Annotated in this window: 15 protein-coding genes and 1 riboswitch; of the genes, 11 read left to right on the forward strand and 4 right to left on the reverse strand. The window is 70.6% G+C overall.

Annotated features, from left to right (window positions below; genetic code table 11):
- Window positions 1-4 precede the first annotated feature (4 nt).
- The 5 genes from hemC to CQ045_RS16760 all read left to right on the forward strand — a co-directional run bounded on the left by hemC (window position 5) and on the right by CQ045_RS16760 (window position 4,761).
- Window positions 5-994 carry a hydroxymethylbilane synthase gene (hemC, locus tag CQ045_RS16740; protein ID WP_105725789.1) on the forward strand — a complete coding sequence of 330 codons (990 nt, stop codon included), beginning with the start codon at window positions 5-7 and terminating at the stop codon, window positions 992-994.
- Between the two features lie 6 nt (window positions 995-1,000).
- Window positions 1,001-1,798 (forward strand): uroporphyrinogen-III synthase, encoded by a 798-nt coding sequence (locus CQ045_RS16745; RefSeq protein WP_105725791.1) that lies wholly within the window; start codon window positions 1,001-1,003, stop codon window positions 1,796-1,798.
- Window positions 1,795-2,781: a porphobilinogen synthase gene (gene hemB / locus CQ045_RS16750; protein WP_105725793.1), complete on the forward strand. Its 987-nt coding sequence runs from the start codon at window positions 1,795-1,797 to the stop codon at window positions 2,779-2,781. The genes CQ045_RS16745 and hemB overlap by 4 nt, the downstream gene beginning before the upstream one ends.
- An 11-nt stretch (window positions 2,782-2,792) precedes the next feature.
- Entirely contained in the window at window positions 2,793-4,115 is a 1,323-nt protein-coding gene (locus CQ045_RS16755) for a glutamate-1-semialdehyde 2,1-aminomutase (protein WP_105725795.1), read from the forward strand.
- A gap of 196 nt (window positions 4,116-4,311) precedes the next feature.
- On the forward strand, window positions 4,312-4,761 hold the full coding sequence (locus CQ045_RS16760; RefSeq protein ID WP_105725797.1) for a hypothetical protein: 450 nt from the start codon (window positions 4,312-4,314) through the stop codon (window positions 4,759-4,761).
- 87 nt (window positions 4,762-4,848) lie between these two features.
- On the opposite strand, the gene CQ045_RS18960 is transcribed toward CQ045_RS16760, so the two are convergent.
- Window positions 4,849-6,885: an ATP-binding cassette domain-containing protein gene (locus CQ045_RS18960; RefSeq protein ID WP_219844448.1), complete on the reverse strand. Its 2,037-nt coding sequence runs from the start codon at window positions 6,883-6,885 to the stop codon at window positions 4,849-4,851.
- 112 nt (window positions 6,886-6,997) lie between these two features.
- Here CQ045_RS18960 and CQ045_RS16770 point away from each other — a divergent pair, with 112 nt between their 5' ends.
- The gene (locus CQ045_RS16770; protein ID WP_105725799.1) at window positions 6,998-8,059 is read left to right on the forward strand and encodes an enoyl-CoA hydratase/isomerase family protein; all 1,062 of its coding nucleotides are present in this window, start codon (window positions 6,998-7,000) and stop codon (window positions 8,057-8,059) included.
- Window positions 8,060-8,081: 22 nt separating this feature from the next.
- On the opposite strand, the gene CQ045_RS16775 is transcribed toward CQ045_RS16770, so the two are convergent.
- On the reverse strand, window positions 8,082-8,480 hold the full coding sequence (locus tag CQ045_RS16775; protein WP_091031614.1) for a GntR family transcriptional regulator: 399 nt from the start codon (window positions 8,478-8,480) through the stop codon (window positions 8,082-8,084).
- Window positions 8,477-9,526 (reverse strand): hypothetical protein, encoded by a 1,050-nt coding sequence (locus CQ045_RS16780; RefSeq protein WP_105725801.1) that lies wholly within the window; start codon window positions 9,524-9,526, stop codon window positions 8,477-8,479. Before CQ045_RS16780 ends, CQ045_RS16775 begins: the two co-directional genes overlap by 4 nt.
- 267 nt (window positions 9,527-9,793) lie before the next feature.
- Here CQ045_RS16780 and CQ045_RS16785 point away from each other — a divergent pair, with 267 nt between their 5' ends.
- The gene (locus CQ045_RS16785) at window positions 9,794-11,521 is read left to right on the forward strand and encodes an ABC transporter ATP-binding protein (protein WP_105725803.1); all 1,728 of its coding nucleotides are present in this window, start codon (window positions 9,794-9,796) and stop codon (window positions 11,519-11,521) included.
- A complete protein-coding gene (locus tag CQ045_RS16790) occupies window positions 11,518-13,779 on the forward strand; it encodes an ABC transporter ATP-binding protein (protein WP_105725805.1) in 2,262 nt (753 codons plus the stop codon). The genes CQ045_RS16785 and CQ045_RS16790 overlap by 4 nt, the downstream gene beginning before the upstream one ends.
- A gap of 145 nt (window positions 13,780-13,924) precedes the next feature.
- Here CQ045_RS16790 and CQ045_RS16795 read toward each other — a convergent pair whose 3' ends face one another.
- Window positions 13,925-15,598: a D-alanyl-D-alanine carboxypeptidase family protein gene (locus CQ045_RS16795; RefSeq protein ID WP_105725807.1), complete on the reverse strand. Its 1,674-nt coding sequence runs from the start codon at window positions 15,596-15,598 to the stop codon at window positions 13,925-13,927.
- A gap of 82 nt (window positions 15,599-15,680) precedes the next feature.
- Window positions 15,681-15,792: riboswitch (TPP riboswitch) on the forward strand.
- Between CQ045_RS16795 and CQ045_RS16800 the strand changes: the two genes are divergently transcribed.
- From CQ045_RS16800 to CQ045_RS16810, 3 genes are all read left to right on the forward strand, one after another.
- The gene (locus CQ045_RS16800) at window positions 15,783-16,427 is read left to right on the forward strand and encodes an ECF transporter S component (RefSeq protein WP_105725909.1); all 645 of its coding nucleotides are present in this window, start codon (window positions 15,783-15,785) and stop codon (window positions 16,425-16,427) included. (Overlaps the previous riboswitch by 10 nt.)
- Window positions 16,427-17,884, forward strand: coding sequence for an ABC transporter ATP-binding protein (locus tag CQ045_RS16805; protein ID WP_181156620.1), 1,458 nt, complete (start codon window positions 16,427-16,429; stop codon window positions 17,882-17,884). Before CQ045_RS16800 ends, CQ045_RS16805 begins: the two co-directional genes overlap by 1 nt.
- Window positions 17,881-18,672, forward strand: a complete 792-nt coding sequence (locus CQ045_RS16810) for an energy-coupling factor transporter transmembrane protein EcfT (RefSeq protein WP_105725809.1) — start codon at window positions 17,881-17,883, stop codon at window positions 18,670-18,672. Before CQ045_RS16805 ends, CQ045_RS16810 begins: the two co-directional genes overlap by 4 nt.
- Window positions 18,673-18,749 lie beyond the last annotated feature (77 nt).

The raw sequence follows: 18,749 nt of genomic DNA on the forward strand, positions 1-18,749 counted from the left end.
CGCCATGAGCACCCCCATCCGTCTGGGTACCCGCCGCAGCGCGCTCGCGCAGGCGCAGTCCGGTCATGTCGCCACGGCTCTCGAGAAGATCGCGGGACGCCGGGTCGAACTCGTCCCCATCACCAGCGAGGGCGACACCAATCGCGCATCCCTCTCGGAGATCGGCGGCCAGGGCATCTTCGCCACGCGGCTCCGCGAGGCGCTGTTCGCCGGGGAGTGCGACTTCCTCGTGCATTCGCTGAAGGATCTGCCGACGGCCGTCCCCGAGGGGCTCGTGATCGCCGCGACCCCCGAGCGGGAGGATCCTCGCGACGTCGTCCTCACTCGCGCCGGCATCCCGCTGCATGAGCTGCGCTCCGGCAGCACGGTCGGCACCGGCTCCCCGCGCCGGATCGCCCAGGTGCATCGACGCGCACCGGGCGCGGAGGTCGTCGACATCCGCGGCAACGTCGACTCGCGTCTCGCCCGCGTCTCATCCGGTGAGCTGGACGCCGTGATCCTCGCCGCAGCCGGTCTGTCGCGGTTGGGGGCGAACACGTCGCTGCACCGGGAAGAGCTCGGTCTCGCCGAGTGGCCCACCGCGCCGGGTCAGGGTTCGCTCGCCGTCGAGACCCGCGCGGACGCGCCGGCCGAGCTGCTCACGGCGCTCGCCGGCCTCGATGACATCGACACCCGTCTGGCCATCACGGTGGAGCGCGCGATCCTCGAGGGATTGGACGCGGGATGCCAGGCGCCGATGGCCGCGCACGCGGTGGTCGACGGCTCCTCGATCCGGGTCAGGACGGTCGTCTACGCCCCGGACGGCGGGCGCCGGATCGGGCTCGACGTCACCGAAGACCTGAACGGGGAGTATATTCATCGGAACGGCAGTGGCAATGGAGCGGATGCTGCCGATGGTGCAGACCCGATGCACGCAGCGCGCGAGCTCGGGTTCACTGTTGCCCGTCGGCTGCTCGATCAAGGGGCGGCCGGCCTCGTACCCCGAGAGCAATAAACCCTCATGACCACTTCCGAAATCAAGCAGGACCGACCGCTGGACGGCTGGCGCATCCTCGTGCCCCGTGGCGGGCCGTGGGGCGACAGCGTCGCCGCGAGTCTGCGTGCGCTGGGCGCGGTGCCCGTCGTCGCGCCACTCATCAACTTCGCGCCGACGACCGACCAGGCGACTCTCGACACTGCGCTGGCGCAGCTGGCCGCGGGGGAGTTCGACTGGCTGACCGTCACGAGCGCCACCACCGTCGATGTGCTCTTCGCCCACCGGGCCGTCATCCCTCGGTCGACGAAGATCGCCGCCGTGGGAGAGACGACCGCAACGGCTCTGCAGGCCGTCGGCTACGAGGTCACGCTGGTGCCCGAGCAGGACAACTCCGCCGAAGGCATGGCCCAGCAGCTCATCGCTCTCGAGCAGGAGCCGCGCCGCATCCTCGCTCTCCGCAGCGAGATCGCCAAGCCCGTGCTCAGTCGGCTCCTCTCGGAGGCAGGACACGATGTGCACGGCGTCGTCGCCTACCGCACGGTCGGCGTCCCGGTGACCGAGCGCATCCGTCGCGATGTCGAGAACGGCCGGATCAACGCGATCCTGATCACCAGCGGCTCCGTCGCCGAGCAGGTGCGCGAGCAGTTCCCGGAGATCCCCGACGAGACGCTGCTCGCCGCCATCGGTCCGAGGACGGCGAAGGATGCGCAGCGCGCGGGCCTGCCCGTCTCGGTCGTCGCCGACCGGCAGACCGTCGACGCCCTGATCGACGCCGTCTCGCACTTCACGCTTCCGCACGCGGCCGACGAGTTCGCACCGTGAGCTTCCCGGATGTCCGACTGAGGAGGCTGCGTCAGTCGCGAGCTGTGCGCGATCTCGTTCGCGAGACCTCCCTGCAGCCCCGGCAGCTCGTGCTGCCGCTCTTCGTCCGCGAAGGTCTCGCGGAGTCGGTCGAGATCGGATCGATGCCCGGTGTCGCCCAGCATTCGCTCGACTCGCTGCGTGCGGCAGCCGTCGCGGCGGCCGAAGCCGGTGTCGGCGGTGTGATGCTGTTCGGCGTGCCGGCGGTGCGCGACGCCCGCGGCTCCGGAGCCGACGATCCGCGCGGCATCCTGAACGTCGCGACGGAGGCGCTGGCCGCCGAGGTCGGCGATGCGCTCGTGGTGCAGACCGACCTGTGCCTGGACGAGTTCACCGACCACGGTCACTGCGGAGTGCTCGCGGCCGACGGCTCGGTCGACAACGACGCGACGCTGGAGCGGTACGCCGCGATGGCTCTCGCCCAGGCTCGTGCCGGCTCGCAGCTGCTGGGTCTGTCGGGCATGATGGACGGTCAGGTCGCGGTCATCCGCAGGGCGCTCGACGCTGAGGGGTTCACCGACACGCTGCTGCTGGCGTACGCCGCGAAGTACGCGAGCGCCTTCTACGGCCCGTTCCGTGAGGCCGTCGACTCGCAGCTGAAGGGCGACCGCCGCACGTATCAGCTCGACCCCGGCAACCGCCGCGAAGGTGTCCGCGAGGCGGTCGTCGATGAGGCCGAGGGCGCGGACATCGTCATGGTGAAGCCGGCGATGGCCTTCCTCGACGTGCTGCGCGAGGTGCGCGACACCGTGAGTATTCCGGTGTGGGCATACCAGGTGTCCGGCGAGTACGCGATGATCGAGGCCGCCGGCGCGAACGGCTGGATCGACCGCCGCGCGGCCGTGCTCGAGTCTCTGCTGTCCATCCGCCGCGCCGGTGCCGACGCGGTTCTGACCTACTGGGCGACCGAAGCCGCCGGCTGGCTGCGCGACGGAGATCGCTGAGGAGCCTCTTCATGACCGACCGCAATGACGACCTGTTCTCCGCTGCCCGCGCGGTGATCCCCGGCGGGGTCAACTCGCCGGTGCGCGCCTACGGCTCGGTCGGCGGCACGCCGCGGTTCCTCGCTTCCGCGAAGGGCGCGACGGTGACCGATGCCACCGGTCGGGAGTACGTCGACCTCGTCGCGTCCTGGGGGCCGGCTCTGCTGGGGCACGCGCATCCGGAGATCGTGGCCGCGGTGCAGGAGGCCGCGTCCCGCGGGCTGTCCTTCGGCGCTCCGACCGAGGGCGAGGTCGAGCTCGCGGCTCTGATCGCCGATCGCGTGCGGTTCGCGGAGATCCGTCCGATCGAGCGCGTGCGCCTGGTGTCCACCGGGACCGAGGCGACGATGACGGCGATCCGCCTCGCGCGCGGCGCCACCGGTCGCGACCTGCTCGTGAAGTTCGCCGGGCATTACCACGGTCACTCGGACGGTCTGCTGGCGGAGGCGGGGTCGGGTGTCGCGACGCTGGCACTTCCCGGTTCGGCGGGGGTTCCGGCCCCGATCGCCGCGCAGACCCTCGTGATCGGGTACAACGACCCGGATGCTCTCGCCGCGGTGTTCGCCGAGCACGGTGACCGCATCGCGGCCGTGATCGTCGAGGCCTCGGCGGCGAACATGGGCGTCGTCGCCCCCCTCCCCGGCTTCAACCGTCTGATCGCCGAGACCGCGCACGCTCACGGCGCGCTGATGATCCTCGACGAGGTCCTCACCGGCTTCCGGGTGCACCCCGCCGGATTCTGGGGGCTGCAGGCCGCGGCCGGCGAGGACTACCTGCCCGACATCTTCACCTTCGGCAAGGTCGTCGGCGGCGGGATGCCGCTGGCGGCGCTGGGCGGTCGCGCCGAGGTCATGGACCTCCTCGCCCCCCTCGGGCCGGTGTATCAGGCCGGCACGCTGTCGGGGAATCCGCTCTCGGTCGCGGCGGGCCTCGCGACGCTGCGGCTCGCGACGCCGGAGGTGTACGCGACGGTGGATGCCGCAGCCGCCCGGGTGTCCACCGCGCTCGATGCCGCGCTGACCGCTGCCGGCGTCACGCACGCGGTGGCGCGGGCGGGCAACCTGTTCAACGCGTCGTTCCGCGCCTCGGCGCCGAGGGACTACGCCGAGGCTCAGGCGCAGGAATCGTTCCGCTACGCGCCGTTCTTCCACTCCCTGCGCGAGCAGGGCGTGGCCCTTCCGCCGAGCGTGTTCGAGGCCTGGTTCCTCACGGCCGCGCACGGCGAGGCGGAACTGGCGCAGATCGAGGCGGCTCTTCCCGCTGCGGCCGCGGCAGCGGCATCCGCTCGCCCGTAATCCCAGGCCCACAGGTCCGTCTTCGGCCGTCACCACCGTCACGGCGCCCACTCTCACGTGCGAAATCGAGTATGGTACATATATTCGAAAGCGGAGCGGGAGAACATGACCACTGGTGCCAGCCCACAAGGGATCGTTGCGTTCCTGTGAACAACTTCCAGACAACTGGCAGGGCGGCGCTGGCAGACTGGGTGACATGGTGACGTTGCTGCTGGACCAGACGCAACTCGAGGTCGTGCTCTCTCCGATCGAACGCGCCGCCACCTTCCACCGGGACAACCTCCGGATCGCACGCGACACCATCACCAAGGTCCAGCTCACGGAAGACGCCTGGACCTGGCTCCGGGGCGTTCCGAATCCCGGCACGCACATCCCCGGCATCCTCGCCGCCGGCAGCTGGAAGGCGGCGGGCAGCCTGGACTTCGTGCTGATCCGCAAGCGTCGTCCGAGCGTCGTGATCGACCTCGAGGGCGACGAGCAGTACCGCCGGCTGATCCTCACCACGCGGCACGGGCTCGCGCTCACCCAGGCGCTGCGACTCGACGTGTCGACCGAGCCGGCGAGCGTCGAGGAGATCGTGGCCACCGCGCCCACGCCCGTCTCGAAGGGCAGCCGTCGCCCCGTCATCCGTCCGCGCCCGGCCTGATCCACGGCCGACGGGGCCCACACGACCGAACGCAGAACGCCCTCCGCGACCCGAAGGTCCGGAGGGCGTCCTCGTCAGCGCGATCGCTCAGCCGTGGTGGTTCTCACCATCGGTCGGCTGCGCGTCGGTGCTGTCGCCGTCGTGCTGTTCGGTGTCGTCGTCGCCTGATTCGGCGTCGGACTCGCCGACGTCCTCGCCGTCGGTCGGCTCACCCTCGTTCTCGCCCGCAGCATCTGCGTCGCTCTCCTCGGATGCCGAGTCTTCCGCGTCGGCATCGTCGGATGCCGACAGCGGCACGGTGTCGATGACGCCGGTCGCTGCGACGCTCCAGTGCGCTCCCTCGTCGGACGAATCGGCTTCCGCAGCGGTCTCGTCCGCGGACAGCGGGTAGTCCTTCGGCTCATCCTCGTAGTACGCGCGGGCGGCTGCGGCGAGCATCGAGGTGACGGCTGCCGAGCGGGGATCCACCTCGTCGGCCTCCGCACCCTCGCTGTGCTCGGCCTCGGAGCTCTCGGCACCCTCGTCGGCGGAGGTCGCCGCGTCGAGGTCGGCGAAGATCTCGACACCGGCGTGGTCCTCGTCGGACGCGGCGTCGGACGCGACATCGGGATCGGCGGCGTCCTCAGCGGAGGGCGCCGGCGTCTCCGCGTGCTCGTCGGTTTCCGCGTCGTCGTTCACAGGGTTCGTCGACTCGGCGGCCGCGACGGGTGCTGCCGATCCGAACAGGATCTCGTCGAAGGAGCGGGCCGGGGGCTCCTCGGCAGAGACCTCGTCCGCCTGCGGTTCGGTGGCGGGGGCTTCCTCCGTCTGAGCATCCTCGGCGGGGGCTTCCTCGGCGGGCGCTTCTTCGGCGGGGGTTTCCTCGGCGGGGGTCTCCTCGGCGGGGGCTTCCTCGGCCTCGATCTCCTCGGCGTCGATCTCCTCGGCCGCGGTTCCCTCGGTGGGAGCGTCTTCGGCGGTGGCGTCCTCGGCGGAGGTGTCAGCGGTCACCGACTCGGCGAGGTCGTCGGCGAGGGCCTCGTCCGCGGGAGCGGCGGCTGCCTCGGCTGCCCAGGCCGCTGCCGCGGCGACCGGGATGGCCACGACGGACTCGACCGGCGCCGGCGGGCTGGTGACCTCGGCGGCGTCGCTGGTGTCGTCGCTGGTGTCCGTGTCATCGGCGGTGCTGTCGGCGACGGCCGCCACAGCGGCGATCGGCTGCGCCGGGCCCGAGTCGGCGCGCGTGCTGAGTCGGCCGCCGCGCATCAGGTCGATGAAGACGTCTTCGAGGGTCGGTCCGCGCTGCACGAGCGTGCTGAGGGCGATGCCGGCGTCGGCGGCGACGGCGCCCACCGTGCCGGCGTCTCCGCCGCGGACGGTCAGGCCGGAGCGCAGCACCTCGACGTCGAAGCCCGCCGCGGACAGTGCGGTGGTGAGGGCGCCGCGGTCGGCGGCATCCACGACCACGGACCCGCCCTTCGGGTCGGCGAGCGTCTCGATCCCGCTGGCGAGGATCAGCTGGCCCTTGGACAGGACGAGCACGTTGTCGGCGACCTGCTCCACCTCGCTGAGAACGTGCGACGACACGAGCACCGTGCGCCCTTCGTCGGCGAGGCGACGCATCAGCAAGCGCATCCAGCGGATCCCCTCGGGGTCCAGCCCGTTCGCCGGCTCGTCGAAGACGAGCGCACCGGGGTCGCCGAGGAGAGCGTGCGCGACGCTCAGGCGCTGGCGCATGCCCAGCGAGAATCCGCCGATCCGGGAATCGCCCTCGCCCTCGAGTCCGACCAGGGAGAGGACCTCGCCGACGCGCGCCAGCGGGATGCCGTTCGCCTTGGCGGCGATCGTCAGCTGGCGTTCGGCGGTGCGACGGGGCCGGTAGACGGTCTCCTCGAGCACTGCGCCGATGGTGCGCAGCGGCTGCCGCAGCTCCGCGTAGGCCGTGCCCCCGATCGTGGCTGTGCCGGATGTGGCCCGCACCTGACCGAGCAGGATGCGCAGCGTCGTCGTCTTGCCGGCTCCGTTCGGGCCGAGGAAGGCGGTGACGGCGCCGGGCTCGACGCGCGCGGAGAAGTCCGAGACGGCGGTCACCTCATTGAAGCGCTTCGTCACGTGCGTGAACTCGAGCACCTGTCCTTCAGGCATCCGTGACCTCTCGTCGCATTTGAACAGTTCCTCCCTATCCTGCCGGAAAAGCCTGTCGGATCCCGCATTTCGTGCGGAATACCGCCGTTGGCGAGAGGGTAGCCTGGCACGCGTGACCGATTCTCGCGCTGCATCCCGCGTCCTCGTCCGCACCGAAGGGGCGCTCGGGCGGCTCACGCTCGATCGCCCGGAGGCGATCAACGCCCTCGACATCGGGATGATCGAGATCCTCACGGAGACCCTGAACGCCTGGCGCGACGACACCGATGTGCAGATCGTCCTCCTGGACGGCGCGGGGGAACGCGGCATGTGCGCCGGCGGTGACGTGCGCGCCCTGCACGCGCAGATCGTCGCGGGGCAGGCCGAGCGGACGGCGGAGTTCTTCCGCGCCGAGTACGCGTTGAACGCGATGATCGCGGAATATCCGAAGCCGGTGGTCGCCTTCGCCGACGGGATCACGATGGGCGGCGGCATCGGTCTCGCCGGCCATGCGGCCATCCGCATCGTCACGGAGCGATCGAAGCTCGCGATGCCGGAGACCCGCATCGGCTTCACTCCCGACGTCGGCGGCACCTGGCTGCTCGGGCGGGCCCCCGGTCGCTTCGGCGAGTACTTCGGGCTGACCGGGGCGACCATGAGCGGAGCGGATGCCGTCTACCTGGGCTTCGCCGACCATTTCGTGCCGTCCGATCGTCTCGACGCGCTCAGCGAGGCCCTCGCCTTCCGCGCGGATCCGACCGGCCCGAGCGAGATCGTGCTGCTCTTCGACGAGACGCCGGAGCCCACGCAGCTGCCCGCATCGAAGGAGTGGATCGACGAGGCCTTCTCGGCGCCGACCGTGAGTGCGATCATCGAGCGCCTGCACGCGCAGGGGACGCCGGATGCCGCCGCCACCGCCGACCTCCTCGAGGGGCTCGCGCCCACCGGGCTCACCGTCACGCTCGACGCCGTGCGCGAGGCGCGTGACCTTCCGGGGCTGCGCGCCGCGCTGGAGGGCGAGTACCGCCGGGTGCTGTGGTTCGTGAACGAGCACCCCGACCTGGTCGAGGGCATCAGGGCGCAGCTGGTCGACAAGGACCGCAACCCGAAGTGGGACCCGCCGACGCTGGCCGAGCTCGCCCCGGACGCCGGTGCCCCCGCCCGGGACTACGTGCCGCAGCCGGCCCTGTTCTGAGGTCGCGGCGCGCGATCCGGGCCTACGCGCCCTCGTCGGCCACGGACGGATCCGGGGTGCGCGTCTGCCAGATCGTCCGGAGCACGTCGACCACGTCATCCGGATCGGCATCGACGGATGCGGCCTCCTCGACCAGTTCGCGGATGCGACGGATGACGGATGCCGGAAGCACACCCGCGGTCTCCGCCACCCGTGTGCCCGCTGCGGTGCGCGAGATCACGAGCCCCTCACCCTCGAGCATCTTGTATGCGCGTGCGGCCGTGCCGGGAGCGACGCCCAGATCGCTCGCGGTCTGGCGCACCGTCGGCAGCCGTTCGCCGGCGCCGAGCTGTCCCGAGACGATCAGGCCACGCAGCTGTCGGTAGATGTCGAGAGCCGGATTCGCCTCGTCGGCCGGCGACAGCTTCGGGTTCGGGCTCACTGTGCGGCCCTCGACTCGGCGGTGCGCGGGGCCGGAGCGGTGGACTCGGAGCCCTGCGCCAGCTGCGCGGTCACGAGGAACAGGATCACGAACCCCGTGATCTCGAGCGCCGGAGCAACCCAACCGCCGATGGCGGCGAGCTCTCCGTATCGCCAGAACGCGTCGTAGGTGTCGCTGCGGCCGTCGCTCCCGACCGTGAGGCCGGCGATCGATCCCCCCTCGGCGATGAACCGGAGTGCGCCCGCCAGAGCGAGCAGGGCCGCAGATGCCGCGAGCCGGCTGATCCCGCTCGCGATGTCGCGACGCTCGCGCTGTTCGGCGACGACCGTCTCCGGGCGGAGGAACGCGCGAGCAGAGTTGGCCTGCAGTGCCGCCACGACGACGGCGATGAGGGCGGCGGTGCAGATGAGCACGGGGATGCCGTACGCCCATCCGTAGAACCAGGGCCGGATCGGATCGATGGTCTCGTTGGGGACGTCGATCTCGAGGTAGACGTACGGACCGCCGTTGAGGTTCGACGATGCGAGTCCGGCGAGCAGCGTGGTCGTCGTGAGGGCGAGAAGGGCGAGGGCGGTGCCCACCGACCCCACGCGGGAGCTGAAGGTCAGCCAGGTCCGGCGCGCGGAGACGACGGGTCGCTCCGGAGGGGTGCTGCCTCGTGTCGCGATCATCGCCAGCAGGATGGCCACGCCGACGGATGCCGTGAAGACGGGTGTCGCGTACCGCCACCAGCCGACGACGCCGTTGAGGCTCACGCCGAACATCCCCAGGACGTACCCCGTGATCAGGTTCTCGGCGGCGAAGATCACGATCACGGCGATCGCCGCGATGCCGAGGGCGCGGTGCTCCGGCGTATAGCGGGCGGACACGGCGGTGGACGCCGAGGGCGTGAGCCGGACGCGGCTCCGTCGCCGTGCCGCCCCTCGGGGCGAGACGGCGATCCCCACCGCGATGATCGCCGCGAGGATCAGGGAGACCAGCGGCAACGACAGGAGCGCGCCCAGCAGCTGGATCGGGTCGAGCAGAGATGCGATGTGCGGAAGCATTGGGGGTCCGTTCTCGGTTGTGTCATATGCCTATCACAAGTTGTATCAACGAGTAAACACAAGAGATGCCCCGTCCGGGTCGTTCACTTTTTCGCCGGCGTGCAGAAACCGATGATCTCCGGGTGGAGGGGTTCGCTGTCAGCGAAGGTCAGCCCCGAGGGGGATACGAATGTCCGCGGTTCGTGGCACTCTGTCTTGTGGCCGGTTGTCGGTCGGCGTCCGTCTGCCGAGAAACCCGCCGCTCCATCCTTCCTAGAAAGTCCGCCTGTGCTGGGAAAAATCCTCCTCCGTTATCTCTCTCGATACAGATGGCTCCTGCTCGCCGTGCTGGTCTTCCAGCTCGCCAGCGTGGCAGCGACCCTCTACCTCCCGCGCCTGAACGCCGACATCATCGACAAGGGCGTCGCCCAGGGCGACACCGGTTACATCTGGAGCACCGGGCTGTTCATGCTCGCCGTGTCCCTCGGCCAGATCCTCGCCTCGGTCACCGCGACCTTCTTCGCCGCGCGTGCCGCGATGGGTGCCGGCCGTGACATCCGCGCCGACGTCTTCGGCAAGGTCAGCGGCTTCTCCGAGCGCGAGGTCTCGCAGTTCGGCGCCGGCTCGCTCATCACCCGCAACACGAACGACGTGCAGCAGGTGCAGATGCTCGCGATGATGGGCGCGACCATGCTGGTCACGGCGCCGCTGCTCGCGATCGGCGGCATCATCTTCGCCGTCCAGACCAACGTCGGCCTGAGCTGGCTCATCGCGGTCTCGGTGCCGCTGCTGCTGATCCTCGCCGCACTGGTCATCGGGCGCATGGTGCCGCTGTTCCGCAGCTACCAGGGCAAGCTCGACAACGTGAACCGCATCATGCGCGAGCAGCTCACCGGAGTCCGCGTCGTGCGGGCCTTCGTGCGCGAGCGCATCGAGGAAGAGCGGTTCCGCGGGGCCAACACCGACATCATGGTCGTCGGTCGCAAGGTCGGCTCGCTGTTCGTGCTGCTGTTCCCGCTGTTCATGCTGATCCTCAACGTCACCGTCGTCTCGGTCATCTGGTTCGGCGGCATCGAGGTCAACAGCGGCACGGTGCAGGTCGGCACGCTGTTCGCGTTCATGCAGTACATCGGCCAGATCATGGGCGGCGTCATCATGGCGAGCTTCATGGCGATGATGATCCCTCGTGCCGCGGTCTCGGCCGAGCGCATCGGCGAGGTCCTCGACTCCGAGTCCACGCTGGTCCGCCCGGAGAACGGCGTCACCGAGTTCCCCGTTCCCGGGTCCGTGGCGCTCGACGACGTCGAGTTCACCTACCCCGGTGCCGACGCCCCCGTGCTCACCGGCATCAGCTTCGCGGCGCAGCCCGGGGAGACGGTCGCGATCGTGGGATCCACCGGATCGGGCAAGACCACTCTGGTGTCGCTCATCCCGCGGCTCTTCGACGTCTCCGGTGGTGCCGTCCACGTGGGCGGCACGGATGTGCGCGAGGCTGACGTCGAGTCGCTGTGGGACAGCATCGGCCTGGTGCCGCAGCGTCCCTTCCTCTTCACCGGCACCGTCGCGTCGAACCTGCGCTACGGCCGCGAGGAGGCCACCGACGAAGAGCTGTGGCACGCGCTCGACATCGCGCAGGGGCGCGACTTCGTCGAGGAGATGCCCGACGGCCTCGATTCGCGTATCGCCCAGGGCGGCACGAACGTCTCCGGCGGTCAGCGTCAGCGTCTCGCGATCGCGCGTGCGATCGTGCACCAGCCGCAGATCCTCGTCTTCGACGACTCGTTCTCGGCCCTCGACCTGACGACGGATGCCCGACTGCGCCAGGCATTGTGGCGGGAACTCCCGCACGTCACGAAGATCGTCGTGGCGCAGCGCATCTCGACCATCACCGATGCCGACCGCATCGTCGTCCTCGACGGCGGCACCATGGTCGGCGTCGGAACACACGAGGAGCTGCTCGAGACGAGCGACACCTACCGAGAGATCGTCGAGTCGCAGCTGGGGGTGGACGCATGAGCGAGCAGAACGACGAAAAAGGCGCGGTCAAGCGCGGCCGCGGCAAGGCGGCGGCATCCGTCGCCGAGGTCGAGCTGACCGCCGAGGAGAAGTACGAGGCCGAGCTCGCGGAACAGGCTCGTCAGAACTCCGGAGACTGGGACAGCGTCGCGCCCGGAAAGGCCGACAACTTCGGTCCCAGCTTCGCGCGCATGATCGGGCTGCTGAAGCCGTCGGCCATCTGGTTCGTCTTCGTGTCGATCCTCGGCGCGATCGGCGTGGTGCTGACGGTCGCGGCCCCCAAGGTGCTCGCCGAGGCCACGAACCTGGTCTACAAGGGGTTCATCTCGATCCAGCTCGGCCAGCCGAACGGCGACTTCCCCGGCTTCCCGGCCGGCACGTCGCAGGACGTCGTGGTCGACGCGCTGCGCGGCGCGGGTCAGGACGACTTCGCCAATCAGGTCGGGGCACTGGGCGACTTCACGGTCGGACAGGGCGTCGACTTCGATGCGCTGCGGCTGGTCATCGCCGCCGTGCTCGGGATCTACGTGGCGGCCGCCTTCCTCACCTGGATCCAGGGCTACGTCATCAACGTGATCATGGTGCGCACCATGTGGCGCCTGCGCGAGTCCGTCGAAGCGAAGATCAACCGCCTGCCGCTGGCGTACTTCGACAAGGTGCAGCGCGGTGAGCTGATCTCGCGCGTCACGAACGACATCGACAACATCACGCAGACGATGCAGCAGTCGCTCTCCGGTGCTCTCACCTCGGTGCTCACCGTGATCGGCGTGCTCGTCATGATGTTCTCGATCTCGTGGCAGCTCGCGCTCGTCGCGCTCGTCACGCTGCCGCTCATGGGCGTGATCTTCGGCATCATCGGACCGCGTTCGCAGAAGGCCTTCGGCACCCAATGGCGCAAGGTCGGTCGACTGAACGCCCGCGTCGAGGAGGCGTTCTCCGGCCACGCGCTGGTGAAGGTCTTCGGACGCGAGAAGGACGCGCTGGACAAGTTCCAGGTCGAGAACGAAGAGCTGTTCCAGGCGAGCTTCAAGGCGCAGTTCCTCTCCGGCATCATCATGCCGGCGATGATGTTCGTCGGAAACCTCAGCTACGTGGGCATCGCGGTGCTCGGTGGTCTGATGGTCGCCAACGGGCAGCTCCGGCTCGGCGACGTGCAGGCGTTCATCCAGTACTCGCAGCAGTTCACGCAGCCGCTGTCCGAGCTGGGTGGCATGGCCGCCGTGGTCCAGTCCGGCACCGCATCCGCCGAGCGCGTCTTCGAGCTGCTCGACGCGGACGAGCAGGAGGCGGACGACGCCGATGCTCCGGCACTCGCCGAGGGCAAGGGCGTCATCGAGTTCGAGAACGTGGCGTTCTCGTACACGCCCGAGCGCCCGCTCATCCGGGACCTCTCGTTCCGGGTGGAGCCGGGCCAGACCGTCGCGATCGTCGGTCCGACCGGTGCGGGCAAGACCACGCTGGTCAACCTGATCATGCGCTTCTACGAGCTCAGCGGCGGGCGGATCATGCTCGACGGCCAGGACATCGCCGAGGTCACCCGCGATGAGCTGCGGTCGCGCACCGGCATGGTGCTGCAGGACCCGTGGCTGTTCGCCGGCAGCATCCGGGAGAACATCCGCTACGGCCGCTCCACGGCGACCGATGAAGAGGTTCTCGCGGCCGCCAGGGCGACGTACGTCGACCGCTTCGTGCACGCCCTCCCCGAGGGTTACGACACGGTGCTCGACGAAGACGCGGCGAACGTGTCGGCGGGTGAGCGCCAGCTCATCACCATCGCGCGGGCGTTCGTGGCGCAGCCGTCGATCCTCATCCTCGATGAGGCCACGTCGGCGGTCGACACGCGCACCGAGCTGCTGCTGCAGCACGCGATGGCCGCGCTCCGCGAAGGACGCACCTCGTTCGTGATCGCACACCGCCTGTCGACCATCCGCGACGCCGACCTCATCCTGGTGATGGAGCACGGCGACATCGTGGAGAAGGGCACGCACGACGAGCTCATCGCCGCGCAGGGCGCCTACTGGCGCCTGTATCAGTCGCAGTTCGAGCAGGCGGCGACCGACATCGACGCCGAGGACGCGCTCACCGGGACGACGCCGGTCGTCGTCACCGGCGAGGCGAACGACACCGAGGGCACCGAGGCGGAGGCTGCTGCCGCCGTCGCCGGAGCATCGGTCGGTGCGCAGGTGCCCGCCGCGGAGATCGCCGAGGCACAGGCGCTGCTCGACGACGGAGCGGACGGCTCCGGCCACCGCGCCTGACGCGCATCACGCAGACGCCCCATCCCGCTCACGCGGGGTGGGGCGTCGTGCTGTGTGCCGGTGGTCGGCCCGGCTGACATCGACCGCCTGCCTCGTACACAAAGGGGTGGCTCGGCCGACTCGGTGCGGGTGGGCCAGGAGGGGGTCAGGAGCGGTCGGCGGTGATGCCGAGGAGCTCCAGCGGGTGGGTCAGGCGCCACCAGGGGCTCGGCCCCTCGATGTCCTCTGCGAGGACGGCAGGGGTCGTCGTGGTGTTGATCGGCCCGGCGGTGGTCAGCGTGCCGACGGCGTCGCCTTCCTCCCGCTCGTCGCCGAGAGCGAAGGCCGCCGTCGCCTGGGCGAGGGTGCCGTTCCACAGCACCACGTCGGCGTCGGCGTCGGAGATGACGTCGACCTCCTCGCCCCAGGGGGTGGTGACCTGGCCGATGACCGTGCCCTGGGGGACCGCCGGATCCTGTGCCTGCAGCGCGGCCTCGGTCTCGGCGAACAGACCGCGGGTGACCGCGAGACGCTGCTCGTCGTCCGCCTGGTTCAGTGCGGTGGCGAAGAGGCGCACGGTCGTGTCGCCGACGGTCACGTCCTTCGCGGCGAGCAGGTTCCAGCCGACGAGCGTGCCGGTCTTGATGCCGACGACACCCGGGTCGGTGAGCATGCCGTTGGTGTTGACCACGGTGCCGGCGCCCGGGAGGTCGACCGAGACGGTGCCGACGATCTCCGCGAACACCGGATTCTGCATCGCCCGCTCGCCCAGCGCGACCAGCGCCTCCGGGGTGGCGACGTTGCGCTCGTCGAAACCGGACGGCGTCACCACGGTGATGCCGGTCAGTCCGCGCTCGCGCAGCCACACCTCGGCGGCCTTCGCGAACTCCCGGTCGGAACCCCAGATCTCGGACGACAGCCGATCGATGTAGTTGTTCGCCGAGCCCATGAGCGTGCCCTGCAGCAGCTGATATTCGGTCAGCACCCCGCCGACCGGGACATCGAGAGCGGACTGGTCACTTCGCCGGTAGTCCCAGTACTTCACGCTGTCGCGGCGGGTGAACTCGAACTCGGGGCCCTGCTCGCCGAGTGCCAGCGGCATCCGATCGAGCACCATCAGGGTGCTCACGACCTTGGTGATGCTGGCGATGCTCACCGCATCGGGAATGGATGCGGCGGTGCTGAGGCCGGCGATGCCGACGGCCGCGCTGCCCTGAGCGGGCCAGGTGACTGTCGCGGCGGGCGCGGCGACGGTCTCGAACTCGACGGCCTGCACCGTCGGCGGGACCTCGTGCAGTGGCCAGAGCAGAGTCGTGCCGGTGTACACGGCGACGAGGCCGGCGAGCGTGGCCAACGGCACCAGAATGCCGGGACGGGCGATCGCCGGGCGCAGCCGCGCCCCGCGCATCAGTCCGGCGCCGGACTCGGGCTCGGCCGTCTCGTCGAGAGTCGCGGCGGGAGAGTGCGCTGCGACGGCGGCGGTATCGACCCAGGTCAGAGCGGTGGCCGGTGCCACGTCATCCGCCCACTGCGCCGCCGCCGGATCGAGGAGCGCGGACGCGTCGTCGGGGTCGTCTTCGATGACGCGGCGCTCCCTCGGGCGGAACGGAGGCTTGGTCAGGGCAGGCGTCGGCGCGTCCGGCGCTGCGGGGACGACGGGCTCCGCTGCGACGGGCTCCGCTGCGAGGACAGGTTCCGGTGCGACGCCGTGCGGTTCCGGGCTGACGAGGGTCGGTGTGAGGACCGGCGACCCGTCGACAGGTCCGGAAGGGGAGGCAGTCGCCGGGCTGTCGTCACGGACGACGCCCGTCGCCTCGTCGGCGGGGTCTGAAGCGGTCACTCGTTTACGGTACCCAATCCCGGGCGTGTTCCGCGGCGCACGACCCCATCGACGCGCGGGTGTCGCGAGCCGGTAGGATCGTCAGCACAACCACGGGAGTCCGGCGAGCCGGGCTGAGAGGGAGCGAATCGCGCTTCGACCGTCGAACCTGATCTGGGTCATGCCAGCGCAGGGAGGAGTTCAGATGAGCACGTCCACATCCACGTCCGCATCCGCGAAGAGCCAGGGAGCAGTCCCGACTCGGAGCTTCCTGCGCTGGCGCATCGTCGACATCGTCGTCGCCAGCGTGATCGGTGTCGCCGCCGGGCTGATCTTCCTCGCCTGGAACGTCGGCTACCTCGGCCCGAAGGCCCTGCTCGAACCGCTGCTGCCCGGCATCCAGGGGCTCCTCGACGGCCCCTGGCTGTTCGCCGGCGTGCTCGGCGGACTCATCATCCGCAAGGCGGGCGCGGCGATCTACGTCGAACTGCTCGCCGCGGTGGTCTCCGCTCTCATCGGCAACCAGTGGGGCGGGTTCCTCACGCTCGAGGCCGGTCTCGTGCAGGGCCTCGGCGCCGAGCTGATCTTCCTGCTCTTCTTCTACCGCCGCTGGTCGCTGCCGGTCGCGATCCTCGCGGGCGCGGGTGCGGCTCTGGCCGGGGGGATCAACAACCTCGTGCTCTGGTACGCCGGCTCCGGTCCCGCGTTCACGATCATCTACCTGATCAGCACGGTCATCTCGGGGGCGGTCATCGCCGGCGCCCTGTCCTGGGTGCTGGCACGCGGCATCGCGGCCACGGGCGCCCTCGACCGGTTCGGTTCCGGGCGCGAGGCGCGCGTCCGCGTCTGATGGGTGCGGATCAGGCCACCCCGGCCGCCGTCGAGGCGCGCGGCTGGGGGTGGCGTCATGCCAGTCGCATCGCCTGGGCGCTGCGCGACGTCTCGTTCCGCATCGAACCCGGCGAGCGGGTCCTGGTGCTCGGAGCATCCGGCGCCGGCAAGTCCACGCTGCTGCACGGACTCGCGGGCGTGCTCGGGGGTGACGAGGAGGGTGAGAGCACGGGGGAGCTGCTCGTCGACGGCGCCCCCGCCGTCGCGACCCGCGGCCGAGCCGGGCTCGTGCTGCAGGACCCCGACTCGCAGGTGATCCTCGCCAGGGCCGGAGACGATGTCGCGTTCGGCTGCGAGAACCTCGGAGTGCCCAGAGCGGAGATCTGGCCCCGCGTGGAGTCGGCGCTGGATGCCGTCGGCCTCGACGTTCCGCTCGACCATCCGACGAAGGCGCTTTCCGGCGGGCAGAAGCAGCGGCTCGCGCTCGCCGGCATGCTCGCGATGCGCCCCGGTCTCGTGCTGCTCGATGAGCCGACCGCGAACCTCGACCCCGCCGGGGTGATCGAGGTGCGCGACGCGGTGGATCGGATGCTGCAGGCGCAGCCCGCGACGCTCGTCGTGGTCGAGCACCGTCTCGACGTGTGGCTGCCGCTCATCACGCGCGTGATCGTGATCGGCGCCGGGGGTGTGGTGGCCGACGGTCCGCCGCGGGAGGTGCTCGTCAGCGAAGGCGCCAGGCTCTCGGCCGACGGCGTGTGGGTGCCGGGGTGGCCGCCCCGCGTGCCGCCGGCGCCGTCGGCCGGACCGGGCGAGACGCTGCTCTCCGCCCGCGGGCTCGCGGTCGCCCGGGTGAAGGGTCATCCGGTCGCCACGGGCATCGACCTCGATGTGCGCGCGGGCGAGGCTCTCGCGATCACCGGTCCCAACGGAGCGGGCAAGTCCACACTCGGCCTCACCCTCGCGGGGCTTCTGCCCCCGGCATCCGGCGTCGTCACGGCATCCGCCGACCTCGCCGACGGCGCCGACGCCGCCCCCATCCGCTGGGCGTCGCGCGATCTGCTGACCCGGATCGGCATGGTGTTCCAGGAGCCCGAGCACCAGCTGCTCGCCAAGACCGTGCGCGACGAGCTCGCCGTCGGGCCCCGAGCGCTCGGCATGGGCGAGGACGAGATCGCCGCCTGCAGCGAGGAGCTCCTCGCCCGACTGCGCCTCGCCCCCCTCGCCGCCGCGAATCCGTACACGCTCTCCGGTGGCGAGAAGCGTCGGCTCACGGTCGCGGCCGCCATCGCGACCCGGCCGCGGGTGCTGGTGCTGGACGAGCCGACGTTCGGCCAGGACGCCCGCACCTGGGCCGAGCTCGTGGCCATGCTCGCCGCGCTCCGCGACGAGGGGTCCGCGATCGTCACGATCACCCACGACCACGAGGTCGCGCGCGCCCTGCACGCCGTCCGGTTCGATCTCGGCGGTGCGTCATGACCGTGCTCGAGACCCGCGGCCGCACCGGTGCGATCGCCCGGGTGAATCCCGTCGCGAAACTCGGGGTGAGCGCCCTCATCGCAGTTCCCCTCATCCTCACGCTCGATGCGGTGTCGGCATCCGTCGCCCTCGTCCTCGAGTTCGTGCTGTTCCTGTTCGCCGGGATCGGCTGGCGCGAGTTCTGGCTGCGCACCTGGCCGGTGTGGCTCGCGGCGCCGTTGACGGGACTGACCATCGCCCTCTACGGCGAGACGAGTGGCGTCGTGTACGTCGACTGGTTCGTGCTGCGCATCAGCGAGGGGTCGCTGGCGCTCGCCCTGGCCACGATGCTGCGCGTGCTCGCGATCGCCCTGCCGTCGGTGGTCCTCTTCATCACGGTCGACCCGACCGACCTCGCCGACGGCCTCGGGCAGGTGCTGCGGCTGCCTGCACGGTTCGTGCTCGGCGCACTGGCCGGGCTGCGCATGGTGGGTCTGTTCCTCGACGACTGGCGGGCGCTCGAGCTCGCGCGGCGGGCCAGGGGCGTCGCCGATCGCGGACGCATCCGACGCTTCCTCGGCATGGCGTTCGCCCTGCTGGTGCTGTCGATCCGCCGCGGCGCCAAGCTCGCCACGGCGATGGAGGCGCGGGGCTTCGGGGCACCGGGTCCGCGCACCTGGGCGCGCGAGTCCCGATTCGGCGCCGCGGAGTGGGGCCTTCTGGCCGTCGGAGCCGCGATCTCCGCCATCGCGATCACCGCGGCCGTCGTCACCGGCGCGTGGAACTTCATCCTGGGACCCGCGGTCTGACGCGGGCTCAGGTCTCGTTCCAGAGCCGCGGTCTCGGGGCGGCGGTCGATACGTCGGGGCGGCCGCGCTACGGTGGG

It is taken from the genome of Microbacterium sp. MYb66, from assembly GCF_002979435.1.
GTDB lineage: Bacteria > Actinomycetota > Actinomycetes > Actinomycetales > Microbacteriaceae > Microbacterium.